This window comes from Nocardiopsis lambiniae, assembly GCF_031845465.1.
Lineage (GTDB): Bacteria > Actinomycetota > Actinomycetes > Streptosporangiales > Streptosporangiaceae > Nocardiopsis > Nocardiopsis lambiniae.
In genome coordinates, this window is sequence record NZ_JAVREP010000025.1 from 1 (window position 1) to 26,321 (window position 26,321).

Annotated in this window: 23 protein-coding genes and 2 pseudogenes; 16 read left to right on the forward strand and 9 right to left on the reverse strand. The window is 71.2% G+C overall.

Annotation, left to right across the window (positions count from 1 at the left end):
* The 3 genes and pseudogenes from RM479_RS24495 to RM479_RS24500 form a co-directional block, all read left to right on the forward strand.
* A partial coding sequence (locus RM479_RS24495) for an ATP-dependent helicase (RefSeq protein WP_311514067.1) occupies nt 1–3,526 on the forward strand: 3,526 nt, incomplete at its 5' end.
* A 139-nt stretch (nt 3,527–3,665) separates the two neighbouring features.
* A pseudogene (locus tag RM479_RS27650) lies at nt 3,666–4,127 on the forward strand (phosphotransferase); the annotation flags it as partial.
* A 25-nt stretch (nt 4,128–4,152) separates the two neighbouring features.
* Nucleotides 4,153–4,467, forward strand: a complete 315-nt coding sequence (locus RM479_RS24500; RefSeq protein WP_311514122.1) for a hypothetical protein — start codon at nt 4,153–4,155, stop codon at nt 4,465–4,467.
* Nucleotides 4,468–4,629: 162 nt separating this feature from the next.
* On the opposite strand, the gene RM479_RS24505 is transcribed toward RM479_RS24500, so the two are convergent.
* On the reverse strand, nt 4,630–5,115 hold the full coding sequence (locus tag RM479_RS24505; RefSeq protein WP_311514068.1) for an SRPBCC family protein: 486 nt from the start codon (nt 5,113–5,115) through the stop codon (nt 4,630–4,632).
* A complete protein-coding gene (locus RM479_RS24510) occupies nt 5,112–5,477 on the reverse strand; it encodes an ArsR/SmtB family transcription factor (protein ID WP_311514069.1) in 366 nt (121 codons plus the stop codon). Before RM479_RS24510 ends, RM479_RS24505 begins: the two co-directional genes overlap by 4 nt.
* A gap of 99 nt (nt 5,478–5,576) precedes the next feature.
* Between RM479_RS24510 and RM479_RS24515 the strand changes: the two genes are divergently transcribed.
* Nucleotides 5,577–6,398: an SDR family oxidoreductase gene (locus RM479_RS24515; RefSeq protein WP_311514070.1), complete on the forward strand. Its 822-nt coding sequence runs from the start codon at nt 5,577–5,579 to the stop codon at nt 6,396–6,398.
* A 412-nt stretch (nt 6,399–6,810) separates the two neighbouring features.
* Here the strand turns inward: RM479_RS24515 and RM479_RS27655 are convergent.
* Both RM479_RS27655 and RM479_RS24525 read right to left on the reverse strand, forming a co-directional pair.
* Nucleotides 6,811–6,927, reverse strand: a pseudogene (locus tag RM479_RS27655) (AAA family ATPase); the annotation flags it as partial.
* A 206-nt stretch (nt 6,928–7,133) separates the two neighbouring features.
* Nucleotides 7,134–7,679: an EF-hand domain-containing protein gene (locus RM479_RS24525; protein WP_274808666.1), complete on the reverse strand. Its 546-nt coding sequence runs from the start codon at nt 7,677–7,679 to the stop codon at nt 7,134–7,136.
* A gap of 319 nt (nt 7,680–7,998) precedes the next feature.
* Here RM479_RS24525 and RM479_RS24530 point away from each other — a divergent pair, with 319 nt between their 5' ends.
* Nucleotides 7,999–9,372 (forward strand): dipeptidase, encoded by a 1,374-nt coding sequence (locus RM479_RS24530; protein ID WP_311514071.1) that lies wholly within the window; start codon nt 7,999–8,001, stop codon nt 9,370–9,372.
* A 118-nt stretch (nt 9,373–9,490) separates the two neighbouring features.
* The gene (nudC, locus tag RM479_RS24535) at nt 9,491–10,441 is read left to right on the forward strand and encodes an NAD(+) diphosphatase (RefSeq protein WP_311514072.1); all 951 of its coding nucleotides are present in this window, start codon (nt 9,491–9,493) and stop codon (nt 10,439–10,441) included.
* Between the two features lie 415 nt (nt 10,442–10,856).
* Here nudC and RM479_RS24540 read toward each other — a convergent pair whose 3' ends face one another.
* Entirely contained in the window at nt 10,857–11,345 is a 489-nt protein-coding gene (locus RM479_RS24540) for an ANTAR domain-containing protein (protein WP_311514073.1), read from the reverse strand.
* Between the two features lie 107 nt (nt 11,346–11,452).
* The gene (locus RM479_RS24545; RefSeq protein WP_311514123.1) at nt 11,453–11,713 is read right to left on the reverse strand and encodes a mycoredoxin; all 261 of its coding nucleotides are present in this window, start codon (nt 11,711–11,713) and stop codon (nt 11,453–11,455) included.
* A gap of 306 nt (nt 11,714–12,019) precedes the next feature.
* On the opposite strand from RM479_RS24545, the gene RM479_RS24550 reads away from it, so the two are divergent.
* From RM479_RS24550 to RM479_RS24575, 6 genes are all read left to right on the forward strand, one after another.
* On the forward strand, nt 12,020–14,146 hold the full coding sequence (locus RM479_RS24550) for an ATP-dependent DNA helicase UvrD2 (protein ID WP_311514074.1): 2,127 nt from the start codon (nt 12,020–12,022) through the stop codon (nt 14,144–14,146).
* A complete protein-coding gene (tesB, locus tag RM479_RS24555) occupies nt 14,143–15,054 on the forward strand; it encodes an acyl-CoA thioesterase II (protein WP_274808661.1) in 912 nt (303 codons plus the stop codon). Before RM479_RS24550 ends, tesB begins: the two co-directional genes overlap by 4 nt.
* 207 nt (nt 15,055–15,261) lie before the next feature.
* On the forward strand, nt 15,262–15,657 hold the full coding sequence (locus RM479_RS24560; protein ID WP_311514075.1) for a hypothetical protein: 396 nt from the start codon (nt 15,262–15,264) through the stop codon (nt 15,655–15,657).
* Between the two features lie 202 nt (nt 15,658–15,859).
* Nucleotides 15,860–16,138 (forward strand): WhiB family transcriptional regulator, encoded by a 279-nt coding sequence (locus tag RM479_RS24565; protein WP_274808659.1) that lies wholly within the window; start codon nt 15,860–15,862, stop codon nt 16,136–16,138.
* 64 nt (nt 16,139–16,202) lie between these two features.
* Nucleotides 16,203–16,364: a hypothetical protein gene (locus RM479_RS24570; RefSeq protein WP_311514076.1), complete on the forward strand. Its 162-nt coding sequence runs from the start codon at nt 16,203–16,205 to the stop codon at nt 16,362–16,364.
* Nucleotides 16,365–16,709: 345 nt separating this feature from the next.
* Nucleotides 16,710–17,285 carry a M48 metallopeptidase family protein gene (locus RM479_RS24575; protein WP_311514077.1) on the forward strand — a complete coding sequence of 192 codons (576 nt, stop codon included), beginning with the start codon at nt 16,710–16,712 and terminating at the stop codon, nt 17,283–17,285.
* A 301-nt stretch (nt 17,286–17,586) separates the two neighbouring features.
* Here RM479_RS24575 and RM479_RS24580 read toward each other — a convergent pair whose 3' ends face one another.
* Complete coding sequence (locus tag RM479_RS24580; protein ID WP_311514078.1) at nt 17,587–18,147, reverse strand: NUDIX hydrolase; 561 nt, start codon at nt 18,145–18,147, stop codon at nt 17,587–17,589.
* Nucleotides 18,148–19,572, reverse strand: a complete 1,425-nt coding sequence (locus tag RM479_RS24585; protein WP_311514079.1) for a zinc-dependent metalloprotease — start codon at nt 19,570–19,572, stop codon at nt 18,148–18,150.
* 123 nt (nt 19,573–19,695) lie between these two features.
* Between RM479_RS24585 and RM479_RS24590 the strand changes: the two genes are divergently transcribed.
* From RM479_RS24590 to RM479_RS24600, 3 genes are all read left to right on the forward strand, one after another.
* Nucleotides 19,696–20,760 carry an NAD-dependent epimerase/dehydratase family protein gene (locus tag RM479_RS24590; RefSeq protein ID WP_311514124.1) on the forward strand — a complete coding sequence of 355 codons (1,065 nt, stop codon included), beginning with the start codon at nt 19,696–19,698 and terminating at the stop codon, nt 20,758–20,760.
* 97 nt (nt 20,761–20,857) lie between these two features.
* Nucleotides 20,858–21,295 (forward strand): molybdenum cofactor biosynthesis protein MoaE, encoded by a 438-nt coding sequence (locus RM479_RS24595; RefSeq protein ID WP_311514080.1) that lies wholly within the window; start codon nt 20,858–20,860, stop codon nt 21,293–21,295.
* Nucleotides 21,296–21,346: 51 nt separating this feature from the next.
* The gene (locus RM479_RS24600) at nt 21,347–22,408 is read left to right on the forward strand and encodes a YlbL family protein (protein ID WP_311514081.1); all 1,062 of its coding nucleotides are present in this window, start codon (nt 21,347–21,349) and stop codon (nt 22,406–22,408) included.
* A 112-nt stretch (nt 22,409–22,520) separates the two neighbouring features.
* On the opposite strand, the gene RM479_RS24605 is transcribed toward RM479_RS24600, so the two are convergent.
* Nucleotides 22,521–23,027: a PPA1309 family protein gene (locus RM479_RS24605; protein ID WP_311514082.1), complete on the reverse strand. Its 507-nt coding sequence runs from the start codon at nt 23,025–23,027 to the stop codon at nt 22,521–22,523.
* Between the two features lie 256 nt (nt 23,028–23,283).
* Here RM479_RS24605 and RM479_RS24610 point away from each other — a divergent pair, with 256 nt between their 5' ends.
* Nucleotides 23,284–26,280, forward strand: coding sequence for a UPF0182 family membrane protein (locus RM479_RS24610; RefSeq protein WP_311514083.1), 2,997 nt, complete (start codon nt 23,284–23,286; stop codon nt 26,278–26,280).
* The last annotated feature ends 41 nt before the right edge of the window (nt 26,281–26,321 follow it).

A 26,321-nucleotide genomic window follows, 5' to 3' on the forward strand; every position in this document is an offset into this window, starting at 1 on the left:
CCCCCGCCCCCACCCCCGGTTCACCCCCCCGGAACTCGCCCGGGTCCTCGGACGGCCCGAACCCACCGCCGAACAGTCCGAGGTGATCTCCGGCCCCCTGGAACCCGGGGTGGTCATCGCCGGCGCGGGTTCGGGCAAGAGCGAGACCATGGCCTCCCGGGTCGTGTGGCTGGTCGCCAACGGGTACGTGCGTCCCGAGCAGGTCCTCGGTCTGACCTTCACCCGCAAGGCCACCGCCGAACTCGCCGAACGCGTGCGCAAACGCCTCGACCAGGTGCGGGAGAAGCTGGGCGAGGACGTGATCGGTGAGGGCGTCCTCGACGGCGAGCCCACCGTGTCCACCTACAACGCCTACGCCGGGCGCATCGTGGCCGACCACGCCCTGCGCGAGGCCGTCGAACCCACCGCGCGGCTGCTCAGCGAGGGGCAGTCCTGGCAGTTGGCCGCCCGGATCGTCGGCGAGTACGACGGGCCCATGGACCTGATCACGGTGGGCGCGGACACCGTCATCGAACGGGTGCTGCACCTTTCGGGGGAGATCTCCGACCACCTCACCACACCGGAGAAGGTGCGCGGCATCGGGCGCTGGCTCCGGTCACAGGTGGACGTCCTGAAGAAGACCACCAAGGAGACCCGCGACCTGGTCGACACCCAGCGGCGGCGCGAACAGCTCCTGCCGCTGGTGGAGCGCTACGAACACGCCAAGCACATCCGGGAGGCGATGGACTTCGGCGACCAGATGGCGCTGGCCGCCCGCATCGCCGAGCACCATCCCGAGGTCGGGCTCATCGAACGCGGCCGGTTCCGGGTGGTGCTGCTGGACGAGTACCAGGACACCAGCCACGCCCAGCTCGTCCTGCTGCGCTCGCTGTTCGGCGAGGGACACGCCGTGACCGCCGTCGGTGACCCCTGCCAGTCCATCTACGGGTGGCGGGGGGCGATCGCCGCCAACCTCACCCGGTTCCCCACCGACTTCCCGGCCGCCCCGGGCCGCCCCGCCGCCGTGCGCGAGCTGTCCACGAGCTTCCGCAACGGCGAACGGATCCTGGGGGTGGCCGGCTGGATCTCCGAGGAACTGCGGGCCGAGGCCGCCGAGGTGCCGATCCTCTACCCGGGACCGGCCCGTCGCGGGCGGGGACGGTCCGACGTCGCCCTGTTCCGCACCGAGTCCGAAGAGGCCGCCTGGATCGCCTCGCGCATCGCCGACCTGGTCAAGGGGGTGCGCCGCGACCCGGAGACGGCGCCGGACGGGCTGCCCTGGCCGGCCGGTGAGACGGGCTGCGCCCGGGACGGCGGGGTCGGACCGGGCGACATCGCGGTGCTGTGCCGTCGCCGGGCCCAGTTCCCGGCGCTGCGCGAGGAACTGGAGGCGCGCGGAGTCCCCGTCGAGGTCGTGGGCCTGGGCGGACTCATGCTGGTGCCGGAGGTGCGCGACATCATCGCGACCCTGCGGGTGGTGCACGACGCGGCGGCGGGAAACGAACTCGCCCGGCTCCTCACCGGGCCGCGCTGGCGGTTGGGGCCGCGCGACCTGGCGGCGCTGGGGGCGCGGGCCACCGAACTGGCCCGGCACTCCCGGCGCGACCTCACCGGGGACGGGCCCGAGGACGACGACCGCGACGACGTGCTGCGTCGCACCGTGCTGGACCTGACGGCCGAGAGCGGCAGCCTGGTGGACGCGGTGGACGACCCGGGGGCGGTCGAAGCCTACTCCGAACTCGGGTACGAGCGGCTGTCGCGACTCTCCGAGGAGCTGCGCTCCCTGCGCAAACTCGTGGGGCAGCCGTTGCCGGACCTCATCACCGAGGTCGAGCGGATGCTGGGACTGGACATCGAGGTGGCGGCCCGCAGCGGTCGCGAACCCCTGTCGGCGCGCGCCGATCTGGACGCGTTCGTCGACCACGCCGTCCGGTTCGTCGGCAACAGCGAGGACCCCGGTCTGGGGAGTTTCCTCGGTTACCTGCGGGCTGCGGAGGAGAACGAGAGCGGCCTGGCGCCGGGGGAGCGGGTCGGCGGATCCGACAGCGTCAAGCTCATGACCATGCACGGGGCCAAGGGGCTCCAGTGGCCGGTGGTGTTCGTGCCGGGGATCAGCGGGGGACGCAACCCCGTGTTCCCGGCCGCCGCCCGCAACGCCCTGGCCTGGGTCAGGGCCGACCACCTGCTGCCCTACCCGCTGCGAGGGGACCGCGACAGCCTGCCCGTGCTGGGCGGTGTGGACAAGGGGGCGATCACCGCGTTCAAGGAGGAGGAGACGGCCCGCCACCTCATGGAGGAACGCCGCCTGGCGTACGTGGCGGTGACCCGGGCCTCGTTCCTGCTCGTGTGCACGGGGCACTGGTGGGGGCGCACGGGGACCACGCCCCGGGGCCCGTCGGTCTTCCTGGAGGAGATCCGCGAGGCCTGTGAGCGGGGGGCCGGCCGCGTGGTCGCGTGGGCGGAACCGCCGGAACTCGACGAGACCAACCCGCACGACGACGAGGAGGGGGAGGCCGTGTGGCCGCCCCTCCAAGGCGACCCGCAGAGCGACGGGGAGGCCACCCCGGACACCCTCGCGCAGGTGGAGGGCGCGGTGACCCGCCGGGCGCAGATCGAGGCGGGCGCCGTCCTGGTGGAGCGGGCCCGGGCGGCGCTGCGCGAGGGGAAGGCGGTGCCTCCGGACCCGGCGCGGCACGAGAAGCTGGGCCGACGACTTCAGGGGTGGGAGCGGGACACGCACCTTCTCCTGGCGCACCGCGACCGGGAGGCGCACCGGGCCGACGACGGGACCGTCCAGGTGGAGCTGCCCGACCACCTGTCGGTGTCGTCGATGGTGTGGCTGGCCCGCGACCCGGCGGGGCTCGCCCGGCAGATCCGGCGGCCGTTGCCCCGTCCGCCGGCGCCGCACACGCGGCGGGGGACGGCCTTCCACACCTGGTTGGAACGGCGGTTCGGGCTGGGAACGGCGACCCTCCTCGACGACCTGCCGGGGGCGGCCGACGAGACCGCCGGGGAGGACGAGGACCTGGAGGAGCTTCAGCGGCTCTTCGAGGAGAGCGAGTGGGGGAGACGGATCCCGAGCGAGGTCGAGGTGCCGTTCGAGACGGTGATCGGCGACCGTCTCATCCGCGGCCGGATGGACGCGGTGTTCCACGACCCGGAGACCGGACGTTACGACGTGGTCGACTGGAAGACGGGGCGCCCTCCGCAGAACGCGCGCGAGCGGAGCGCCGTCGGTGTACAGCTCGCGGCCTATCGGCTGGCCTGGGCCGACCTCCAGGGCGTACCGCTGGAGGAGGTGCGCGCGGCGTTCCACTACGTGCGAGCGAACGAGACCGTGCGCCCCTCGGACCTTCTGGACGCCGACGGCCTGGCCGCCCTCATCGAGTCGGTCCCCGAACCCGGCGGCTCCGCTCCGACGGACGGGGCGTCGGCCCCGGGGGAGACCCGCCCGGGCCCGGCGTCCCCCCGCCGCCCGAAGCGCGACCCCCGTCCGCGCGGCGACGCCCGCCCGGACGACGGTCGGGTCGACCGCGCCGTGGAGTGAGTCCGGTCGTGCGGACCGCCCCGGGTGCGAAGGGGAAAAGGGTCGGCGTGGCTCGGGCGGACGTGCGAGGATCGGCGGCCATGGAGACGATCGCGACCGCCGTCGCGGCACGGCACGGCACGGGATACCGTCCGGTGAGGTGACGGCCCTGCCCGCCGGGCTGGCCGACCATGTGCTGGCACTGGGGGACGCACTCGTGCTGAGGATCCCCCGGGACTCCGCTTTCGAGGAGGATCTGCGCAAGGAGGCGGCGCTCATCCCCGCCGCGCGCGCCGCCGGGGTGCGCACACCGGCGCTGGTCGGGTTCACCGAGGGCGCGCCGCCGACGATGCTGCTGGAGCGGGTCCCCGGCACCGACCTGGTCGGGCGCGAACCGAGCCGGGGCGTACTGGTCGACCTCGGGGAACAGCTGGCGAGAGCGCACGCGATCCCCGTCCCGCCCGGCCTTCCCCGTGACACCGGGCCCCCGGATCCGGTGGCCCTGGTCGGCCGCGTACGCGACGACGGTCTCATCGACTCCGGAACCGCCGACCGGCTGCGCGCCTGGTGCGAGGCCCTCGCCGGCCGGTCGCCCGCCGAGGTCCGACCCACCCTGATCCACGGGGACATCGCCCCCCCAGAACCTCATCGTGACCGCGGACGGCGCTCTCTCCGGGATCGTGGACCGGGGCGACGCGTCCGTGGCCGACCCCGCCACCGACTTCGCCAAGCTGCCGCCCGCCTGGCTGCCCGCCGTGCTGGAGGGTTACGGCGGCGAGGGTCGGGAGGCGCGGGTGCTCCGGCACCACTTCACCTGGGCCCTCGGCCGGTTGGCGTCGCCGGACCCCGTACCGGGGCGACGCCACTGGACGGCGCCGCCCCTGAGCCGGATCCTCGGTCTGCTGTGTTTCCTCGCGTCGGGCCCGCCCGAGCCGTGGCCCTCGCTCGCCCCACCCTCCTGATCCCCCTCGCACGTCCCGGCGCGCGGCGAACCGGAACCCCTCAAGCGCCCGTGGCCGAATCGGTGGTCGTGCGGCATCACCGTGGTCGACCGCCTCGTCGGCTGAACGTGCGACGGTGCCCGGCGGGAGCGCCGAGGGGCCGCGCGGTGGGGTGCTCGGGCCTCAGCCGGCGAGCAGAGCGTCGATCTGGCCCATCGCGCCCTCCATGCCCTCGTCCATGCCCATCTCCATGAGTTGCTCCATGTGCTCCCTGGACCGGAACGTGGAGCGGATCACCATGCGGGTGCCGTCGCCGTGCGCGGAGATCTCGACGGATCCGTGGGCCGTGGGCATGTCGGTGCTCGGGGCGCCGTCGGCGTCGGAGAAGCCGTCCACGAACTCCAGGGCCGTCGGCGGGTTCACGGAGACGATCTCCCACCGGCCCCGGTGCTTCTCACCGTCGGGGCCGGTCATGTGGTACGTGACCTTGCCGCCGGGGGTCAGGTCGTGTTCCTCGACGGTCGCGGGGTAGGTGGGCGGGCCCCACCACCGCTCCAGCTGACGCGGGTCGGCCCACAGCCGCCACACCCGCTCGACCGGGGCGGAGAAGTCGGCGGTCAGGGTCAGGGAGAGGTCGTCGAAGTTCTTGTCGACGCTGGTGACGCTCATCGGTCCGTCTCCTTCGGTTCGTCCGGTCCGGTGGTTCCGGCCGGTTCGGCGAGCAGGTCGACCATGCGGTCGACCCGTCCGCGCCAGAGTGCTTCGAGGTGGTCCAAGGCCTGCCGGGCCCGTCGTACGCCGTCGGGATCGGTGCGTACGCGCTGCTCCCGCCCGTGCCGTGTCTTGGTGACCAGTCCCGCCCGTTCCAGTACGGCGACGTGTTTCTGAACCGCCGCGAAGCTCATCGGGTACAGCTCGGCGAGCCGCGACACGGACGGTTCGCCTTCGATCGAGCGGCGAAGGATGTCGCGCCGGGTGGTGTCGGCCAGAGCGTGGAACAGACGATCGGCGGCCTCTTCATCTACAACCATTTGGTTGTACGTTAGCGCGTGCCGACGACGAAATGAAGGGAGCGCGGGGTGCCGCCGGGTCGTGGACGGCGGGACCGGCCGACGGTAGCGTGACCGACCATGAGCGTCCTCGTCATCGGTGGTAGCGGGTTCCTCGGCGGCGAGGTCGTCCGGCAGGCCCTGGAGGCGGGCCATCGGGTGGCCGCGACGTACGCGACACGTCGGCCCGACGGCGAAGGGGTGTCGTGGTCCCCCCTGGACGTCCGGGACCGCCGACAGGCGATCGACCTGATGGCCGCCGCCCGGCCGGACACCGTCGTCAACGCCGCCTACCGACAGGACGACTGGGCGATCACCGCCGACGGCGCCGCGCACGTGGCGCTCGCCGCCGCCGCGACCGGGGCTCGGCTGGTCCACGTCTCCAGCGACGCCGTGTTCTCGGGCGCCGCGGTCCACTACGACGAGACGGCGGACCCCGACCCGATCACCCCCTACGGTGCGGCCAAGGCCGCGGCCGAGACGGCGATCAAGGCCATCGACCCGGGCGCGGTGATCGTCCGCACCTCGTTGATCGTCGGCGACGGAGGCTCGGTCCACGAACGTCGGGTGCACGACCTGGCGGCGGGAAGGCTCGGGGGAGTGCTGTTCACCGACGTCGTGCGCTGCCCGGTCCACGTCCGCGATCTGGTCGCCGCGCTCCTGGAGCTCGCGTCGTCCGAGCACGGGGGCGTTCACCACGTCGCCGGGGCCGACGCGGTCAGCCGCCACGAACTGGGCGTGCTGATCGCCCGTCGGGACGGCCTGGACCCGGCCGCGCTGCCTTCCGGACGGCGCGCCGACACCGGCCTGTCGGGACCGACGGACGTGCGCCTGGACTGCGCGGCCACACGGCGGCGACTCCCGCACACCGACCTGCGCGGTGCCCGGGAGTTCCTGAGCTAACCACACGTTCCCACGGTCGGCCGCCCCGTGCAGGCAGCCGAGCAAGGCGGAACTTGCTCTTACTGTGAGGGAAAAGCAGGCGATGTGGGGCATTGCTCAGGTTGATGTGCTTCAGGCTCTCGTGCAAGAGGGTGACGCGGCCGATTCTGTCGGCTCCCGATGGTGGCGGAAATCCGAGGCGCAATTCGTACCGGAGATAGGTGCTGGTGGCTTTTGCCTCCCGGCCGAAGTCATCCTCCACCGCTTCGGGAACGATCATCTCCGCTGCAAAACTCATTTCACGTTCATGAGTCCCATAGCCGTTCCAGAAAAGCTCTCGTGGGTCTCCTGAGCGCTCCCCTCCTGTGCCTCGTACCTCGATCGCGGCTTCGATGAGCGAACGGCTGGACAGCAAGCTCAAGAACTGGATCACGTCGAACAGGTTCGACTTTCCTGTTCCATTTTCTCCGGCGATGCACGTGAACGGTCCGAAATCAACCTCCAGCCCGAGCAGGTTCTTGAAGCCGTTGACCTCCAGTCGGGTGAGCATGCGATCCCCTCTCCATCACTGCCGGGTCCTTCGGCCGCCCGTATGCGGGACGTCGGTCGAGGAGAAGGACGACCGCATGACATACGGTCAATCGGCGATCTAGCAAGCCGAACCGGCGAACCGGTCGGCTCGGCGCCACGGATCCGCTCGGACACCCCTCGGGGGTGCGACCGCCCGGACCTCGGACGGCCGCACCCGTCGTCGCCTCACACCACGCCGAAGACGAATCCGCCCGGGGACTTCGTGTCCTCGCCGAAGAGGTACTCCCGCGCCGACAGCACGAACTCCTCCCGGCTGATGTGCCCGTCGCCGTCGATGTCCACGTGCGCGAACCGGGTGCGGGCGTCCGCCTCGGTCGCGCCCAGCGCGGCCGCGTAGACCAGGAACTCCGCCAGGCTGATCCGCCCGTCCCCGTCCTCGTCCAGCAGGTCGAACACGGCCTCGGCCACCGCCTCCGCCGCGTTGAACCGGCTGCGGTCCTCCGACGCAGCGTGCATCGCCGTCACGAACGCCTCGCGCTCCAAGCGGTCCTCGGCCCCCGAGTGCCGCACCAGTTCCTGCCACAGCGACCGGTAGGCCGTCTCGATCGCGTGCGCCTTGGGCTCGGTGGGGTCCAGTACGTAACCGGTCACGTACCTGTCCACGAGCCGTTGATAGTCCGCCCAGGTCGCGACCTTGTCCCCGTCGGTGTCGAGCACGTCGAACAGCTCGTTGAAGCGGGCGATGATCGCCTCGGAGGGGGTGACGCTCACGTGGTTCCTTCCATCGGTCGGGGCGGGCGGGTCCCACCCCTGTCGTACGAGTCCCATGCTGCCGAAAAGGTTCCCTCCGCGTGCCGTTATCGGCGTGTTCACCACGCGCGCCGGACGACCTCCCGCCCTCCGGACCAGGGGATCCACGCGACCGCGGTGCCCCGGCGCCCTTCGGTCGGGTGCCCGGGCACCGTGGACCGTGTGCACCGAGCGCGGTGCCCCGGTGACGCCACCACCGGGAGGGGAGGTGGGCGCCGAGCGTCCACGTGTCCGGGTCTAAGGTCGAGTCCGACAACGACGTCGAGACGAGGACACGAGGATGGACGTACGCACCTACATCGAGGAGAACCGGGACGGTTTCCTCTCCGCACTCAAGGAGTGGCTGGCGATCCCCTCGATCTCCGCCGACCCCGAGCACCACGATGACGTGCGCGGATCCGCCCGGTGGCTGGCCGATCACCTCACCGCCACCGGTTTTCCCACCGTCGAGGTGTGGGAGACCCCCGGGCTGCCCGCCGTGTTCGCCGAATGGCCGGCCGCCGACCCCGACGCGCCCACGGTGCTCGTCTACGGCCACCACGACGTGCAGCCCGTCGACCCCGTCGAGGCCTGGGACACCGACCCCTTCACCCCCACCGAGCGCGGCACCTCCCTGTTCGCCCGCGGCGCCTCCGACGACAAGGGCCAGGTCCTCTTCCACGCCCTGGGTGTACGCGCCGCCCTGGCCGCCTCCGGCGCCGACGCCCCGCCCGTCACCCTCAAGTTCCTCGTCGAGGGTGAGGAGGAGTCCGGATCGGTCCACTTCGCCGACCTCATGCGCGCCAACCGCGACCGCCTGGCCTGCGACGTCGTCGTCATCTCCGACACCACCATGTGGGCCGCCGACACCCCGTCCATGTGCGTGGGCATGCGCGGCGTCACCGACGTCGAGATCTCCCTGTACGGCCCCGACCGCGACCTGCACAGCGGCTCCTTCGGCGGTGCCGTCCCCAACCCGCTCCAGGCCATGAGCGGCCTGCTCGCCGCCCTGCACGACGATGACGACCGCGTCGCCGTCCCCGGGTTCTACGACGGGGTCGTCGAGGCCGACGCCGAGGAGCGCGAACTCATCGCCCGCCTGCCCTTCGACGAGAGGGAATGGCTGGCCACCGCCGCCTCCACCGCCACCTGGGGTGAGAAGGGCTACAGCACCCTGGAGCGCGTCTGGCTGCGGCCCACCGCCGAGATCAACGGCATGTGGGGCGGTCACACCGGTGCCGGTGGCAAGACCATCGTCCCCCGCTCCGCGCACGCCAAGATCAGCTTCCGCCTCGTCCCCGGCCAGGAGCCCCTGGAGATCCAGGCCCGCGTCCGCGCGTTCGTCGAGGCCCGGGTCCCCGCCGGCCTGCGCGCCGAACTGGAGTTCGGCGGCGGCGTGCGCGCCTGCGCCTCCGACCTGTCCTCCACGGCCCTCAAGGCGGCCCGCGCCGCGATGGAGCGCGCCTTCGGGGTCCCGGTGCTCTTCACCCGGGAGGGCGGCAGCGGCCCCGAGGCCGACATCGCCGACATCCTCCGGGCCCCGCTGGTGTTCGTCGCCGTCGGACTCGACGAGGACCGCATCCACGCCCCCAACGAGAAGGTCGAGGTTCCGCTCCTCCTCAAGGGCGCCGAGAGCGTCGCCTACCTGTGGGAGGAACTCGGCGGCGGGGTCTGAACCGGACGGGTTCCGCGTTCGGGCATGACGCGGGACCCGATGGTGTTACTCCTTTAGGCATCGGCCGCGCCCCTCCCGGGGCGCGGCCCGCCCGATCCGCACGTTCCCGGAAGGCCTCATGCACGTCGACACCACCCCCACCCTGTCCCGCGCCGCCGTCGACCCCGTCGCGCACCGCCGCTCGGACGACGCCTGGCTGGAGAAGGCGTGGGCGGACCCCGACACCCGGGTCCTGGAACTGGAGGGCGGCGACCCCCTCTCCCACGGGTGGAAGGCCCTCATGGCCAAGCAGTCCCGGGCGCTCGCCACCACCGAAGGTCCGCCCGCGCTGGTCCTCACCTCACCGGAACGGGCACCGGAGGGGGAACGCTACCTGCTGGGGGAGGCCGACGGCCGGGCCTACTTCGCGGTCCGCTCGCCCCGCGAACTCACCGAACGCGACGGAGCCCGTCCCGCCTCCCTGCGCGAACTCGGCCCCCTGCTCGGCGACCACGACACGGGGCTGCTCACCCGCGCCGTCGCCCTGGCCAACTGGCACGCCACCCACCGGTTCTGTCCCGCCTGCGGATCGCCCACCGTCATCTCCGCCGCCGGCCACCTGCGCACGTGCGAACGGGAGGGCCGCGAACAGTTCCCCCGTACCGACCCGGCGGTCATCATGCTGGTGCACCGCGAGCAGGAGGGGGAGCAGGAGATCCTGCTCGGCAACAACCCGCACTGGGACGCGCGCCGCTTCTCCGTGCTGGCCGGGTTCGTCGAGGCCGGCGAGTCCCTGGAACACGCGGTGATCCGTGAGGTGGCGGAGGAGGCGGGGATCGTCGTCGAGGCCCCCCGCTACCTGGCCTCACAGCCGTGGCCGTTCCCGCGCAGCCTCATGATGGGCTACACCGCGCGCGCCGTCGGCGAGACCGAGCGCACCGACGACGAGCTGGGCGCCCTGCGCTGGTTCACCCGCTCCGCGCTGGCGGAGACGGCGGCAGCCGGTGAGATCGTGCTCCCGGGGCGGATCTCGATCGCCCGCACCCTCATCGAGCACTGGTACGGGGGAGAGCTCCCCGGCCAGTGGTAGCCGGGGCGGCCGTCGCGCGGCGAAGGCCCCGAAGCCGACCGCTCCCGACACGGTCGCCTTCCGGACCCCTTCGAGCCCTCGCCCGTCCGTCCACCTCGGGAAGGCCCCGACGGCCGGCCGTTTCCCCGTCGCCGTCCCCGGGTGCCCGGAGAACGGGACCGGGGTGCGAGAGGGCGCGGTGGTCGTCATCGTCCCCGGGACGTCCACTCCACCGGCCTCCGGCACCCCGCGAGCGCCCCAGGGCGTGTTCGACGGGTCATTCCGCCTCGCGACCCCCGGGCGCTCTCTCGCCGCGCCGCCGGAAGGCCGACCCCGGGCCGACCCGCGCCTGTCGTCTTGCGAGAGAGCGACTGGAGGCCACTCGTGTCACTCGGCGCAAGCGTCGAACCGAACGAAAGCATCCGCCGAACACGCCCTAGTTCGAGTTCGCGCCGGGGGAGACGCTCAGCTCGTCCGGGAGCACCATCAACGGACTGGTACTGCTCTCCACCACGTCACGGGCCAGGTCGGCGACCTTGCGTCCGCGCGAACGCGCCGATGAGCGCAGCCGCTCGAACGCCTCGCGCGTCGGCATGGTGTGCCGCTCCGCCAGGACACCGATCGCCTGCTCCACCACCACACGCGAATGCAGCGCGTGCTCCAGCTGGGCGATGGTGTGGCGCAACCGTTCCACCTCCGTGGCGCCCTCCGGCGCCCGACCGGGCGCCTGCGACCGGGGCCGCTCCCCGCCCTCCTCCTCCGTGAGCAGGTCGGCGAGGACCATCGCGCTCACCAGGTCGGGCAGCTCGTGCCCGTTCCCCACGCGCCACCCCGTCGGGGTGCGGCGCACCACGCCGACCGCGTCGGCGACCGCTATGTCATGAGAACTCACGTCGTCCCCCAACTCAACACTCCCCGTCGTCATCCGTCCGAGCCGTCAGCGGCCGGCGCGGTCGTGCCGGGGACGCCCCTCGGGGTTCTGGGGGGCCGCCGCCCCGCGGGAGGGAACCCACGGGGCGGCGTTTCTCCGACCTACGACAGCTCGGCCAGCTTCTTCTTCACCTGAGCGAGCGACGGGTTGGTCATCGCCGCTCCGTCACTGAAGACCACCGTCGGGACCGTTTGGTTCCCGTTGTTGACCTTCATCACGAGTTCCGCGGCCTCCGGGTGTTCCTCGATGTCCACCTCGTGCCCGGTGATCCCTTCCCGGGCCAGCTGGCTCTTGAGCCGCTTGCAGTACCCGCACCAGGGGGTGGTGTACATCGTGAAATTCTCGGTCGCCGTGCTCGTCATCTCGCTCACGTTCTCTCCGTCCTGCGGTCGGCGTTCCACGCCCGGTCCCACATCCCAACACCGTGGGCTCCGGTCCGCTTCCCTCGACCGCGCGACACAACGTGGGACGCCTCACAGGGCCGGGTGGTTCTGAAATGTGTCATTCGGCTCGATCGGCCCGCTCACGCGTCCCGGCGGTCGCTCCGACCCCTGTGCCCCCTTTCGGAACCGCCCTGTGGACAGGTGCGGATCCGTCCTCCGGGAGACCGATACTTGAGAGACTGTCCCCGGAACAGCACAACCGTCTCGACCACCCTCAGGAGCACCATGGACCCCGACCGCGTCCTGGAGGGACTGGACCCGGAGCAGACCCTGGCGGCGCGTGCGCTGCGCGGCCCCGTGTGCATCCTGGCCGGTGCCGGAACCGGGAAGACCCGCGCCATCACCCACCGCATCGCACACGCGGTCGCCGCCGGAGTGGTCTCCGAGCAGCAGGTCCTCGCGGTCACCTTCACCAACCGCGCCGCCGGTGAGATGCGCGGTCGCCTGCGCTCCCTGGGCGCCCCCCGGGTACAGGCCCGCACCTTCCACGCGGCCGCCCTGCGCCAGCTCTCCTTCTTCTGGCCCCAGGTCATCGGTGGCGAGAAGCCCACCCTCATCGACAGCAAGATCCAGGCGGTGGCCCGCGCGGCCCACTCCGTCGGCGTCCAGCCCGACCGCACCGGCCTGCGCGACCTGGCCTCCGAGATCGAATGGGCCAAGGTCACCCAGGTCCGCCCCACCGACTACGAGCGCGTCATCGCCAAGACCTCCCGCCAGGCCCCGATGCCCGCCGGCGAGGTCGCCCGGGTCTTCGAGGCCTATGAGGAACTGCGCCGCGAGCACAACCTCCTCGACTTCGAGTCGATGCTCGAACTCACCGCGGCCATGATCAACGAGTACCCGGCCATCGCCCAGCGCGTCCGCGACCAGTACCGCTATTTCGTCGTCGACGAGTTCCAGGACGTCAACCCGCTCCAGAAACTCCTGCTCGACGCCTGGCTGGGCGACCGCGACGACCTGTGCGTGGTCGGCGACCCCAGCCAGACCATCTACTCCTTCGCCGGCGCCACCCCCTCCTACCTCACCGGTTTCGCCGCCCGCTACCCGCACTCCACCGTGGTCGAACTGGTCCGCGACTACCGGTCCACCCCGCAGGTGGTGCGGGTCGCCAACCACGTCATCTCCCAGGCCGGCGGCACCACCTCCGCCGGACACCTCACCCTCCAGGCCCAGCGCCCCGACGGGCCCGACCCCGTCTACCAGGAGTACGAGGACGAACCCGCGGAGGCCACCGGGGTCGCCCGCAAGATCGGTGTCCTGCTGGAGGAGGGCGTCCCGGCCGGCGAGATCGCCGTCCTGGTGCGCACCAACGCCCAGTCCGCCGCCTACGAACAGGCCCTCACCGACCAGGGGGTGCCGTTCACCGTGCGCGGCACCGCCCGGTTCTTCGAACGCCCCGAGATCAAGAAGGCCGTGCACCTGCTGCGCGGCGCCCGGCACGAGGCGGCGGGGGAGGAGCCGGCCCCGCTCATCTCCACCGTCCGTCAGCTCCTCGGGCAGATCGGCCTCACCGATACCGCCCCCGAGGGCCGTCAGGCCCGCGAACGCTGGGAGTCGCTGACCGCGATGGTCCAGCTCGCCGAGGACATGGCGGCCAAGCCGCATCCGGACGGCACCCCGGTGACCATGAACGACCTCGTCGAGGAACTCGACGTGCGCATGGCCACCGAACACGCCCCCGGGTTCGAGGGTGTCACCATCGCCTCCCTGCACGCCGCGAAGGGCCTGGAGTGGGACGCGGTGTTCCTGGTCGGCCTCACCGAGGGCATGATGCCGATCATCTACGCCGAGACCGACGAACAGGTCGAGGAGGAGCGTCGGCTCTTCTACGTCGGCGTCACCCGCGCGCGCGAACACCTGGCCATGTCGTGGTCGCTGGCCCGCTCCCCGGGCGGTCGCAAGAGCCGCAAGCCCTCCCGCTTCCTCGACGGGCTGCGTCCGGCCTCCCCCACCACCACCGCCCGACGGGCCGAGCGCAAGCGCGGCGGCCCCGCCCGCTGCCGGGTCTGCGGGTCCTCCCTCACCGACGCGGCCGAGCGCAAGCTCGGCCGCTGCCTGGACTGCCCCTCCAGTTACGATGAGGCGCTGCTGGAGCGCCTGCGCGACTGGCGACGCGCGGTCTCCCAGGAGCAGAAGGTGCCCGCCTACGTGATCTTCACCGACGCCACCCTCCAGGCCATCGCCGAACAGGAGCCCTCGGGGCTCTCGCAGCTGGCGGCGGTGTCCGGTGTCGGGGCCGTGAAACTCGACCGCTACGGTGAGGCGGTGCTCGCGCTGGTCTCCGGTGCCGACCCCGTCGCGGTCACCGAAGGTCGGGACGCCCCCGACGACGAGGAGGACACGCCGGAATGAACGACAGAGTCGACGAGAGCCGACAGCAGTCCCTGGCCGACCTGTTGGCCGTGCTCGACCTGGAACGGATCGAGGTCAACATCTTCCGGGGCAGCAGCCCGGAGGAGGGCCCCCAACGGGTCTTCGGCGGGCTGGTCGCCGGCCAGGCGTTGGTGGCGGCGGGCCGCACCGTACCGGCCGACCGCTACGTTCACTCCCTGCACGCCTACTTCATCCGCCCCGGCGACCCGACGGTCCCGATCGTCTACGAGGTCGACCGGGTCCGCGACGGCCGATCGTTCACCACCCGCCGGGTGGTCGCCATCCAGCACGGCAAGGCGATCTTCACCCTGTCGGCCTCCTTCCACAACGAGGAGCCGGGCCTGGACCACCAGACCCCCATGCCCGACGTGCCCCCGCCGGAGGAACTGCCCAGCACCCGCGAGCGACTGCGCGCCGAGTTCGGCCGGATCCCGGGGTTCGTGCGCTGGCACCCCATCGAGTTGCGCCCGGTGGGCCCGCTGTCCTACGAGGCCGAGCGCGACCCCCGCCTGCGCACCGCCGTGAACCCGGTGTGGCTCAAGGTCGACGGCGAACTGCCCGACGACCGGCTCACCCAGGTGTGCCTCATGACGTACGCCTCCGACCTCACCCTCCTCGACACCGTGCTGTTGCGTCACGGGCGTTCCTTCGCCGGGATCTCCATGGCCAGCCTGGATCACGCCATGTGGTTCCACCGGCCGTTCCGCGCCGATGAGTGGCTGCTCTACGCCCAGGAGACCCCCAGCGCACAAGGGGCCCGCGGGCTGGCTCGGGGGCTGGTCTACACCCGGGACGGACAACTCGTGTGCTCCGTGGTGCAGGAGGGCCTCATCCGCGTCGTCGACGCCGAGGGCTGGTCCGACGCCGTGCGCTCCGACTCCGTTTGACCGGTACCGGTCGAGGTCCCGCGGTGGTCCCCCGAGAACGCCGGGGATTACCGCGGGAACGTGGCCGGATCCGGACGTTTTCGCAGGTGGAAAATAGGTTGCTTGTTTTCGTGGGCAGCCCCTAGTCTGTACATCGTCGCCAAGACCGTTCTACCGGCGCGGGTGAGAGATTCCCGTCGCCCGACTCTGAAGGAGGTGCCCGATCCAATGACGAACATCACCACGAACTTCGTCGCGCAGTCCCGTCAGTCGCTGACCGCTGCTCCGGGCACCGCCATGCGCGGTCTGTCCGGCGGCCTCGCCCTCCGCGGCGAGCGCGCCATCGCCTGTGGCGCCTTCACCGGCGCCGGCTCGGTCTGGAGCGAGGGTGCTCTCCAGGGCACCCGTATCGGTGAGGGGATCCAGGGAGGTCTCGGAGGTTTCGGCCTCCGTCCCGGTGCCCAGGTGATCCTCGCCGCCAAGTCCGAGTCCCATGGCAGTGGTGTGTCCACCGGCAATGAGAGCGCCCGTGACCGAGGCGCGCTGACGGCGGATCACGTCGAAGAAACCCCGCGTCGTTACGGCGCATCGGGTGAGTGTTCACGGAGAAATCCGGCCTGGTAGAACAGGTCGAGAGTTTCGACCCGTGGCCGCGGACCCCGATCTAGGGGCCGCGGCTTTCTTTGTATCCTCGTCCGCTCGATCTCCCCCAGGGAGGCAGAGCAGGCGTCTGCATCGCAAGTCAGGTCCCACACCGGACCGGTTCCGGTGAACCGAGAACACCGACCGCGTTGTACGAGACGAACAAAGATCTTGGAGGGCACCGATGCTCGCGTCGGTCCTGGAAACGCCCTGGTTGGGCGAGGCCGAAATCCCCTGCCGCCTACAGCCCGACCTGTTCTTCGCCGAGGCCCCCGCCGACGTCGAGGCGGCGAAGGCCGTCTGCGGCGCCTGCCCGGTCCGCGAACAGTGCCTGTCCGACGCCCTGGACCGCAAGGAACCGTGGGGCGTCTGGGGCGGACAGCTGTTCGTCGCCGGTCAGATCGTGGCGCGCAAGCGTCCGCGCGGCCGTCCCCGGAAGAACCCGGCTCCGGTCGCGGCCTGATCACCGCGCCGGAACGCACACCACCCCCATCGCACGACACGAACCTCAGAGAGAACGAAGACACATGATGATCCTGGAAATCCTGACCGTGGCCAAAGAGATGGACACCGAGAGCCGCGAACACCAGGGGCGGCGACTCACCGCCCGAGAGATGCGCGCCCGCCAGCGGGAGCAGCGTCGTGCGGAGAACGCGATCATGGAAATCGCGTGGTCACGTCTCTGTTGACCCGGTGATCGGGATGGTGGCCACCGAGGGTGACCACCGCACCCGATGAACCGGGTCGAGAACAGGGCGGACGCATCGCGGAGCCGGTCCGGGACCGGGCGGGGACCCCAGAAAAGGGGTCACCGTCCGGTCTCTTTTTCATGTACGGATGATCAAGAGATCTTCTCCGGAGGCCTCCGAGAGGGCCTGAGGGGAAGGCCGGAATGCCCCAGGTCAACGCTGAACGCTCGACGGGGTGGCGTTTTCCGAGCATCGACGCCGATCGGGTCGTCCCCGTGAGATCAATGACATAACAGGACAACACACTCCTGTTCGAGAGCGCTCTCCTCGGCTACCGTAAAGTTCGTGCCCTCGAACACCAAAATCGAGGTCCGACGCAGTCCTCGCCGCCGACGCACGGTCTCGGCTTACAGGGACGGGGACACCACCGTCGTCCTCGTGCCCGCGACGTTCTCCCGCGCAGAGGAAAAGCGCTGGGTGGGCCGCATGCTGCAACGACTGGAAGCCCGCGAGGAACGCCGTCGCCCCGGTGACGGGGAACTCCACGACCGGGCCGTCGAACTGGCCCGGCGTTATCTGGACGGAACCCGGCTGCCCGACAGCGTCCGCTGGGTGGACAACCAGAATTCCCGGTGGGGTTCGTGCACCCCCGACACCCGCACGATCCGTATCTCCCGACGCGTCGCCGGAATGCCCGAATGGGTCGTCGACTACGTCCTCATCCACGAACTCGCGCACCTGTTCATCCCGCATCACGGCCGGGAGTTCTGGGAACTGGTGCACCGTTATCCCAAGGCCGAGCGCGCCCGCGGCTACCTGGAGGGGTTCAGCGCCGGTTCGCGCGCCGAACCCTGTGGTCCCGAATTCGTCCCCGACGAGGAGACGCTCGACTCCACCGAGGTCGCCCTCGAAGAGGAGTGAATCGGCAGGCCCGGCAGCCGATGCCGGTCCTCCGGTGACGCGGGTCCGCGCCCGGGGCGGTGCCCGCCGCGCCGACACCGGACGGAACGGACCTCTCCGAGAAGCCCGCCATCCCCTCATCGGTCGAGGGGCTCGACCACGGACCGGCCGTGCCCCACTCCCTCCGTCGGGGAGGGCGGGTCGGCCCGTACCGGGGCCCGGACCGCTCAGCCGACGCCCAGGATCCCCGCCGAGAGCAGGCCCCCGTCCGAGAACAGGACGGTCGACGGGACCGGGCGGCCGTCGCGGTCGCCGGAGGGTTTCACCGGACGTAACCCCGATGGGCGGCGACCGCCTCGACCGCGGCCGAGACCAGGGAACGGGTGACCTCGTCGGTGGGCTCGGGCAGCGCCTCCACCGGGAACCAGCCCAGGTCGGCCGACTCCTCGGGGTCGATCACCGGCGTCGCTCCCGGGGGTGCCAGCACCGCGTACTGCACGTCCAGATGGAAACTCCCCCCACCGCACGGCACCGCGTGACGGTCCAACCTGACCGGCTCCGGCAGCAGCGTCAGATCCTCGATGCCGGACTCCTCGACCGCCTCGCGCAGCACCGCCGCGCCCAGGGTGGCGTCCCGCGGTTCGCAGTGCCCCCCGGTCTGCAACCACATCCGGTGGACGCGGTGCAGGGTCAGCACCACCCGGTCGCCCTCGGCCGAGATGACCGCCGAGCTGGCGGTGATGTGCCCGGGCAGGCAGGAACGCCACATCGCGTCCGGGTGGGTGTCCAGGTGGTCCACGTAGGAGCGGCGCAACCCCTCCTGGCGCTCGTCGGGCGCGGCCCAGGCGGACAGCACCGCCCGGGCGTCGGCGTGCAGCGACACCTAGGAGTCCTCTCCCGGCTCGTCCTTCCTCGGGTCCTTCTCTCCCTCGTCCTTCGCGACGCCCGGCGCCTCGTCGGTGAGCGCCGAGATGTCGAAGTCGGTGTCGGTGAACGCGCCGCCGCTGACGAACGCGGCCGGGTCGTCCAGATCCTCGCCGGTCGGCATCAGGTCCGGGTGCTGCCAGACCGCGTCGCGACCGTCGATCCCGCGTGCCTCCTCCAGCGCCGTCCACAGGGCGGAGGCCTCGCGCAGCCGACGCGGCCGCAGCTCCAACCCGACCAGGGCCGCGAAGGTGTGCTCGGCGGGACCGCCGGTGGCCCGACGGCGCCGGGTGGCCTCGGCCAGGGCGTTCGCCTGCGGCAACCGTCCGTCGACCGCGCCCGACACCACGATCGCCACCCAGCCCTCGATGAGGGCCAGAGTGGTCTCCAGCCGGTTCAGCGCCGCCTTCTGCTGCGGGGTGTCCTCGGGCTGGAACAGGCCCTGACCGCCGCCCGCGCCGCCCAGCACCTCCTGGAGCGCCTCGGGGTCGGTGAGATCGATCTCTCCGAGCCGGTCCTCCAGGCCGCTGACGTCGAACGACATGCCGTCGGCGTACTCGGCGACCAGTCGGAACACGTGCGAACGCAGCCACGGCACGTGGGCGTAGAGCCGGTGCACCGCCGCCTCGCGGGCGGCCAGGTACAGCCGCACCTCGTCGTCGGGGATCTCCAGTCCTTCGCTGAACTTCTCCACGCCCAGGGGCAGCAGAGCGGCGTTGCCCTCGCCGGCCAGCGGCAGCCCGATGTCGGCGGTACCGACGACCTCCTGGGACAGCTCACCGACGGCCTGACCGGCCTGCTGGCCGACCATCATGCCGCCCATCTGCTGGATCATGCCGAGCAGGGGGCCGGCCATCGACCGCATCTCCTCGGGCAGGCTCTGCCCCATGGATCGCACGGTCTTGCTGGTCAACGGGTCACAGAGCTGCGACCAGGAGTCCATGGTCTTCTCGATCCACTCCGACCGGCTCCACGCCTGGATCGACTGGATCCCGGAGGGCAGCGCGGTGGACTGGTCGAGCCACAGGTCGCCCAGGCGCAGGGCCTCCTGGACCTTGGCGTAGTCGGCGGGCGGCACACTGGGGTCGCCCTTCTGCGCGACGACCTGTCGCGCTATGTCCTTGGCCATGCTCCAGTTGATGCCCGACGCCGAAGCGGGTCGGTCACCGCCGGGGGCGGGTTGGGCCGACATCATGTCGGCGAACTGCCGCAGCATGTTCGCCATCTGCTGCGGATCGCCGAACGGGAATCCGTCCGGCGTACCGGAGTCCCCTCCGCCCGGGCGGCCGCTGCCGGCACCACCCGAGCCGGAGTCGCCGGGGCGGCGTCCGGACTCGTCATCGGGATCGTTCGGCATGCTGAAACCGAAAGGCAGGTCGCTCACAATCAGACCTCAGGCAGGATTAGGTTTGGTCTCCACTGTCACGTTAGCTGGGAGTCGCCCGGAGTGAATACCGAAAGCAACCAGGTTCGCCCAGAGCACAGCCGGTCCGGAGGGGCCGGGGTGGTGGTCGCGGTCACCGGTGCGGCCTCCGGGGTCGGCCGGCTCCTCGTGCAACGCCTGGCCGGGGCGGAAGGTTCCGCGGTCCCCCGCGAGGTCATCGCCATCGACGAGGAGTTCGCGGACCTGCGCGGTGTCACCTGGCGCATCGCCGACGTGTGCGACCCCGGTCTGGTCTCCCGCCTGGGCGGCGTCGACGTGCTGGTGCACACCGCCGACGACCGTTCCCTGGACACGAGACCGGCCCGACGGCGCGCGCACAACATCCGCGCCGCGCAGACCGTCCTGACCGCCGCCGCCGCCGCGGGCGTCCCCCGCGTGTTCCTCATCACCAGCACCATGGTCTACGGCGCGGCACCGGACAACCCGGTCCCGTTGCCGGAGAACACCCCCCGTGTCTCGGACAGCGGCGACGGTCTCATGGGCGACTTCGCCGAGATCGAGGCGTTGGCCGAACGCGCCCGTCGCGCCCACCCGGGCCTCACCGTCACCGTGGTGCGCCCCGCGCCGCTGGTGGGCCCCGGCCTGGACACCCTGCTCAGCCGGCACTTCTCGGCCCCGCGCCTGCTCACCGTCAAGGGCCGCGAACAGCATTGGCAGTTCTGCCACGTCGAGGATCTGGCCGGAGCGCTGGCCTTCTGCGCGCTGCGCGGGGTGGACGGCCCGGAGGGGGTCATCGCGGTGGGCGGCGAGGGTTCCCTCACCCAAGGGGAGGTCGAGGAGATCGCCGGGATGAAGCACTTCGAGGTCCCCGCGAACCTGGCCTTCGGCACGATCCGCCGGCTGCACCAGGCGAAGATCACCCCGGCCGCCGAGGGGGAGCTGAAGTTCCTGGTCCACCCGTGCGTGGTCGACTGCTCGGTGCTGCGCGAGGCCGGGTGGAAACCCGCCTACGACAACGGGGCCGCCCTGAGCGGCCTGCTCGATTCCAGGGGAGGGCCGGCCCTGGTCGGTCGGAGCATCGGCCGCAAGGAGGTCGCGGTCACCGCCGCCGGCGCCGCGGGCGCCACCGCGGCGGCCATCGGTGCGGCCGTCACCATCCGGCACCTGCGCAAGCGCAAGGGCGGTTGATCCGTCCGCGGTCACCGCGGCCCCGTGGTCGGACGCCCCGCCGCCCGCCCCGGACCACCGCCGATGCGCGGGGCGGGACGATTGGTACCTTCGTAACGTGGAACAGATCACTCTCGCGTCCGTTCGCGACACCCCTCTGTCGGTGGACGAGGTCCTGGCGGCCGTCACCGACCCCCGCGCCGGCGGTACCGCCGTCTTCATCGGTACCGTCCGCGATCACGACCACGGCCGTGACGTGGCCCGCCTGGGCTACTCCGCGCACCCCACCGTCGAGGCCATGCTCCGCTCGGTGATGGAGAAGGTGCTCGCCGACACCTCGGTCCCCGGCCGGCCGGTGGTCAGGCTGGCCGCCGTCCACCGCGTCGGCGACCTGGAGATCGGTGACCTCGCCGTCGTCGTCGCGGCCTCCGCCGAACACCGCGAGGAGGCCTTCGCCGCCTGCCGGCGGCTGATCGACGACCTCAAGGCACAGGTGCCCATCTGGAAGCACCAGGCCTTCTCCGACGGGGACGAGGAGTGGGTGGGGGCGCCCTGACGCACCCCGTACACCGACGGCAATAAGGTGTGCAGCATGGTTCGTCGTGTCATGACCCTTGTTGTCGCCCTCGCCCTTCTCGTCGGGCTCGGGGTCGGCAGCCGCTACCTTCCGATGCCCTATCTGGTGGCCGGTCCGGGCATCACCCTCGACACGGTGGGCCGGACCGAGGAGGGCCCGGTCATCCGGATCGACGGGGCGGACAGCTACGAGCACGAGGGCTCGCTGTCGATGGTCACGGTGCAGTACGCCGGCGGCCCCCAGCGCCGACTCGACTTCCTCACGGTCGTCCGCGCCTGGTTGTCACCGACGGAGGCGGTCCTGCCGGAGGAGCTGCTGTTCCCCGCCGGGCGCAGCCCCGAGGAGGTCAGCGAGCGGCAGACCGTCCAGATGAACGACTCCCAGACCAGCGCCACCGCCGCGGCCCTCAACCAGCTCGGCCTCGGCTACGACGCGATCCCCGTGGTCGGCGACACCGTCGAGGGCATGCCCGCCGACGGGCTGGTCGAGCCCGGTGACGTCGTCCTCGCCGTCGACGGCGAGAAGGTCCTGACGCGTTCCGAGGGCGAACCCGGCACCGTCGTCGGCACCGCACTCGTCGTGGAGCGCGTGGGTTCGCGCGAACCCGGGGAGCCCGTCGTCCTGACCCTGGACCGGGACGGCGAGGAGATCGAGGTGGAGATGGTCTCCGAACCGGGCGAGGAGGGCCGGGCCGCCGTGGGCGTCCTCATCTCCGACGAGATGGACTTCCCCATCGAGGTCGACATCACCGTGGGCGACATCGGCGGCCCCAGCGCGGGCATGATGTTCGCCCTGGGCATCATGGACCGCCTCAGCGAGGAGGGGCTCACCGGCGGCGCCTCCATCGCCGGTTCGGGCACCATCACCTCCGCCGGCGAGATCGGCGGGGTGAGCGGGATCCAGCAGAAGATGGTGAGCGCCCAACGGGCCGGCGCCGGCTACTTCTTCGTCGCCGCCGACAGCTGCTCCCAGGTCTTCGAGTCCGCCGCCTACGGCGAACTGGAGGTCGTGAGGGTCGAGACCCTCACCGACGCGGTGGAGGCCCTGGAGACCATCCGCACCGGTGAGGGCGAGCTGACCCGCTGCGAGTAGCGGCGGTGAGGGGCGGGGGAGGCCCCGCCTCCGGGCCGCCCGCCACGGCGAGGCGCCGTCGGCCTCCGGCCCGACCACCGAGGGTCGTGGGTGACGGGGGCGACCGACGGCCTCAGCCGTCCAGGTCCAGGGTCAGGGCCAGCGCGGAGGTCAGCGCCGGGATCAGGTCGGCGCCGTTGAGCACCGACTTCTCCTCGTCGTGGCTGCGCATGCGCATCGCGCAGTGCCGGGCGCCGTCCCGCAGCACGCCCGCGACCATGCGGATCTCCTCGGTCTCCCGGCCGTCCGCCGTGGCGTCCTCACCGGGGGCCAGGGTCTCGTCGGAGCCCTTCACCACCAGCCGCTCCATGACCAGCGCGCAACCGGCCACCCCCTCCGGCCACATGATGCGGCCCAGCGCCTCCTCCAACGGCAGGTCGGTGGGGAGCGGATCCTGCTCGACCGGCGTCAACTCCTTCGGATCCGGAGTGCCGGTGACGCCCAGCATCTCGGCGAGGGCGGGTTCGGCGGCCAGCAGGTCGACCGTCGGCACCAGGGCGTACAGCCCCAGCGGTCGGTCCCACCCCTGCTCGGCTGCGTGGCGTTCGAGGTCCATGACGGCTTCGCGAATGTTCGACACGTTTCCATAGTGGCCGATGTGGGAACCTCGCCGCTCCCGTTCGCGGACAGTAGGGTCACAAAGGCACCGGCGGGTTGCCTCGCCGATACACCAACGATGCGACCTTGTCACCCCCGAAGGACGGATTTCGGGAACTCCGAAGGGCCTAAGTGAAGTTCTCCGTTAACAAGGCGCTGCACGCGCACCGAACGCACCTATCAAGCCATAACGAGGGGGAGGCGTGAGCTTCCGATCGCCCGGCGCACCACCTGCGCGCATGCCTCGTCGATCAAGGTTGCTCGCGCCAGTCGCGGCGACCGTGGTCGTCATCATCGCGGGGTTGATGTTCGCCGCGAACTTCTGGACCGACTACATGTGGTTCCAGTCCGTCGGCTACACCTCGGTCTTCCTGACCGAACTCTGGACACGGGTGCTGCTGTTCGCCGTGGCCGCCCTGGTGATGGCCGTCATCGTCGGCGCGAGCATCTTCTTCGCCTACCGGGCCCGCCCCGGTATCCGGCCGATGAGCCTGGAACAGCAGGGCCTGGACCGCTACCGACAGTCCATCGACCCGCACCGCAAGCTCTTCTTCTGGCTCGCCGTGGGCGCCCTGGCCCTCCTCTCCGGCGCCGCGGCCAGCGGTGACTGGCGTTCCTACCTGCAATTCGCCAACGGCGTCGACTTCGGGGTGACCGACCCCGAGTTCCAGATGGACGTCGCGTTCTACGCGTTCGTCTACCCGTTCATACGGATCCTGCTGGGCTACCTCTACGCCGCCGTCATCCTGGCGTTCATCGCGGCGGTCATCGTCCACTACCTGTACGGCGGTGTCCGTCTTCAGAACGACACCGGACAACGCGCCACCCCCGCGGCCCGGGTGCACCTGTCGGTGCTGCTCGGGTTGTTCGTGCTGCTGCGCTCCGGTTCGTACTGGCTGGACCGCTACGGGCTGGTCTTCTCCGAGCGCGGCTACACCTTCGGTGCCTCGTACACCGACGTGCACGCCGTCAAGACCGCCCTGACGATCCTCACCGTCATCTCGGTGATCTGCGCCGTGCTGTTCTTCGCCAACATCTACTTCAAGAACACCATGGTCCCCATGGCCAGCCTCGGCCTGCTGGTGCTGTCCGCGGTGATCGTCGGCGCGGCCTACCCGGAGATCGTCCAGCGCTTCCAGGTCAACCCCAACGAGCAGCGCCTGGAAAGCCCCTACATCGAGCGCAACATCGAGTCCACGCGTGAGGCGTACGGCATCGACGACGCTGACGTGGTCGCCTACGACGCCACCACCGAGCTGAGCGCCGAGGAACTGGTCCAAGAGGCCCAGGGCACCACCGTCCGTCTGGCGGACCCGTCCGTGGTCTCGCAGACCTTCCAGCAGATGCAGCAGGTCCGCGGCTTCTACCAGTTCCCGGAGGTGCTGGAGGTCGACCGCTACCCGGACGCCGACGGAAACCTGATCGACACGATCGTGGCCGTCCGCGAGCTGGACGGTCCGCCCTCCGACCAGGACAACTGGCTCAACCGGCACCTGATCTACACGCACGGCTACGGGTTCGTGGCCGCCGCGGGCACCCAGATCGACGCCGAGGGCCGCCCGGTCTTCACCGAGTACAACATCCCTCCGCGCGGTGAGCTCAGCGACGTCGTCGGCGACTACCAGGAGCGCGTCTACTACGGTCGCGAGGGCGCCGGCTACGTCATCGTCCAGGCCGAGGAGGAGTACGACTACCCCCTCGACGAAGAGGGCGAGACCGCCGACGTCCCCACTCCGGAGGACGCGGTCGAGCCGGAGGTCGGCCCCAGCCCGGACGACGCCCAGGCCCCGGCCGACGCCGACACCGAGACCACCGACGAGGAGGCCCCCGCCGAGGGCGAGGAGGCCACCGATGACGACAGCGGTGCCGCCGGCTCCAGCGGCTCGCAGGCCTACAACCGTTACGACGGCAGCGGCGGCGTGCAACTGGACTCGTTCTTCGAGCGGATCCTGTACGCGATCAAGTACCAGGAACCCAACATCCTGCTCAACAGCGCGATCACCGGTGACTCGCGCATCCTCTACGAGCGGGACCCGCTGGACCGGGTCGAGAAGGTCGCCCCGTTCCTCACCGTGGACAGCCGCCCCTACCCGGCGATCGTCGACGGCAAGATCGTGTGGATCGTCGACGCCTACACCACGTCCGACGGTTACCCGTACGCCAACCGGATCGACTTCACCCAGGCGGTGACCGACACCTTCACGGACGGGACCCTCCAGCCGGTCGGCGCGCTGCCCGGCAACCAGGTCAACTACATCCGCAACTCGGTCAAGGCCACCGTGGACGCCTACGACGGCACGGTCACGCTGTACGCCTGGGACGAGGAGGACCCGGTCCTCAAGACGTGGATGAGCGCCTTCCCCGGCGTCATCGAGGACAGGGACGAGATGAGCGACCAGCTCATCGACCACCTGCGCTACCCGGACGACCTGTTCAAGGTGCAGCGCGAGATCATGCGCGAGTACCACGTCACGAACGCCGCGGCCTACTACGGCGGCCAGGACTTCTGGGCGGTGCCCAACGACCCGACCGGCGCCACGGACCGGCCCGAGTCGCCCTACCGCCAGACCATCCAGTACCCGGGCGACGAGGAGGCCAGCTTCTCGCTGACCACCACCTACGTGCCCCGGGGCCGTGAGAACCTGGCGGCCTTCATGGCGGTCAACAGCGACCCGCGCTCCGACGACTACGGACAGCTGAAGCTGCTGGAGCTGCCCCGCAGCACGGTCATCTTCGGTCCGGGGCAGGTCCAGAACGCCTTCGACGCCGACGCCAACGTCCGCGAGGTGCTGCTCCCATTGGAGCAGTCCAACGCCGAGGTGACCCGGGGCAACCTGCTCACCCTGCCGTTCGCGGGCGGTCTGCTCTACGTCGAGCCGCTGTACGTGCAGGCGGGCGGCGGCGGTGCCGCCTCCTTCCCGCTGTTGCAGCAGGTGATGGTGGGCTTCGGTGAGGAGGTCGCCATCGGCAGCAACCTCCCCGACGCGCTGAGCAACCTGTTCGACGGCGCCGCCGCGCCGCCGGCCGAACCGGAGGGTGAGGAGGAGGCCCCCGAGGAGGAGGCCCCCGAGTCCGAGGCCGGCTCCGGCGGCGACCAGGACCTCACCGACGCCCTCAACGAGGCGGTCGAGGCCTGGGAGGAGTCCCGCGAAGGCCAGGAGGAGGCCGACGAGCGCCTCCGTGAGGCCCTTGAGGCCATCGAGGAGGCCCTCGCCGAGCAGGAGGGCGGCGACTAGCCGTTCGCCGGCACACGGCACTCCACGGGGCGGGATCCGCA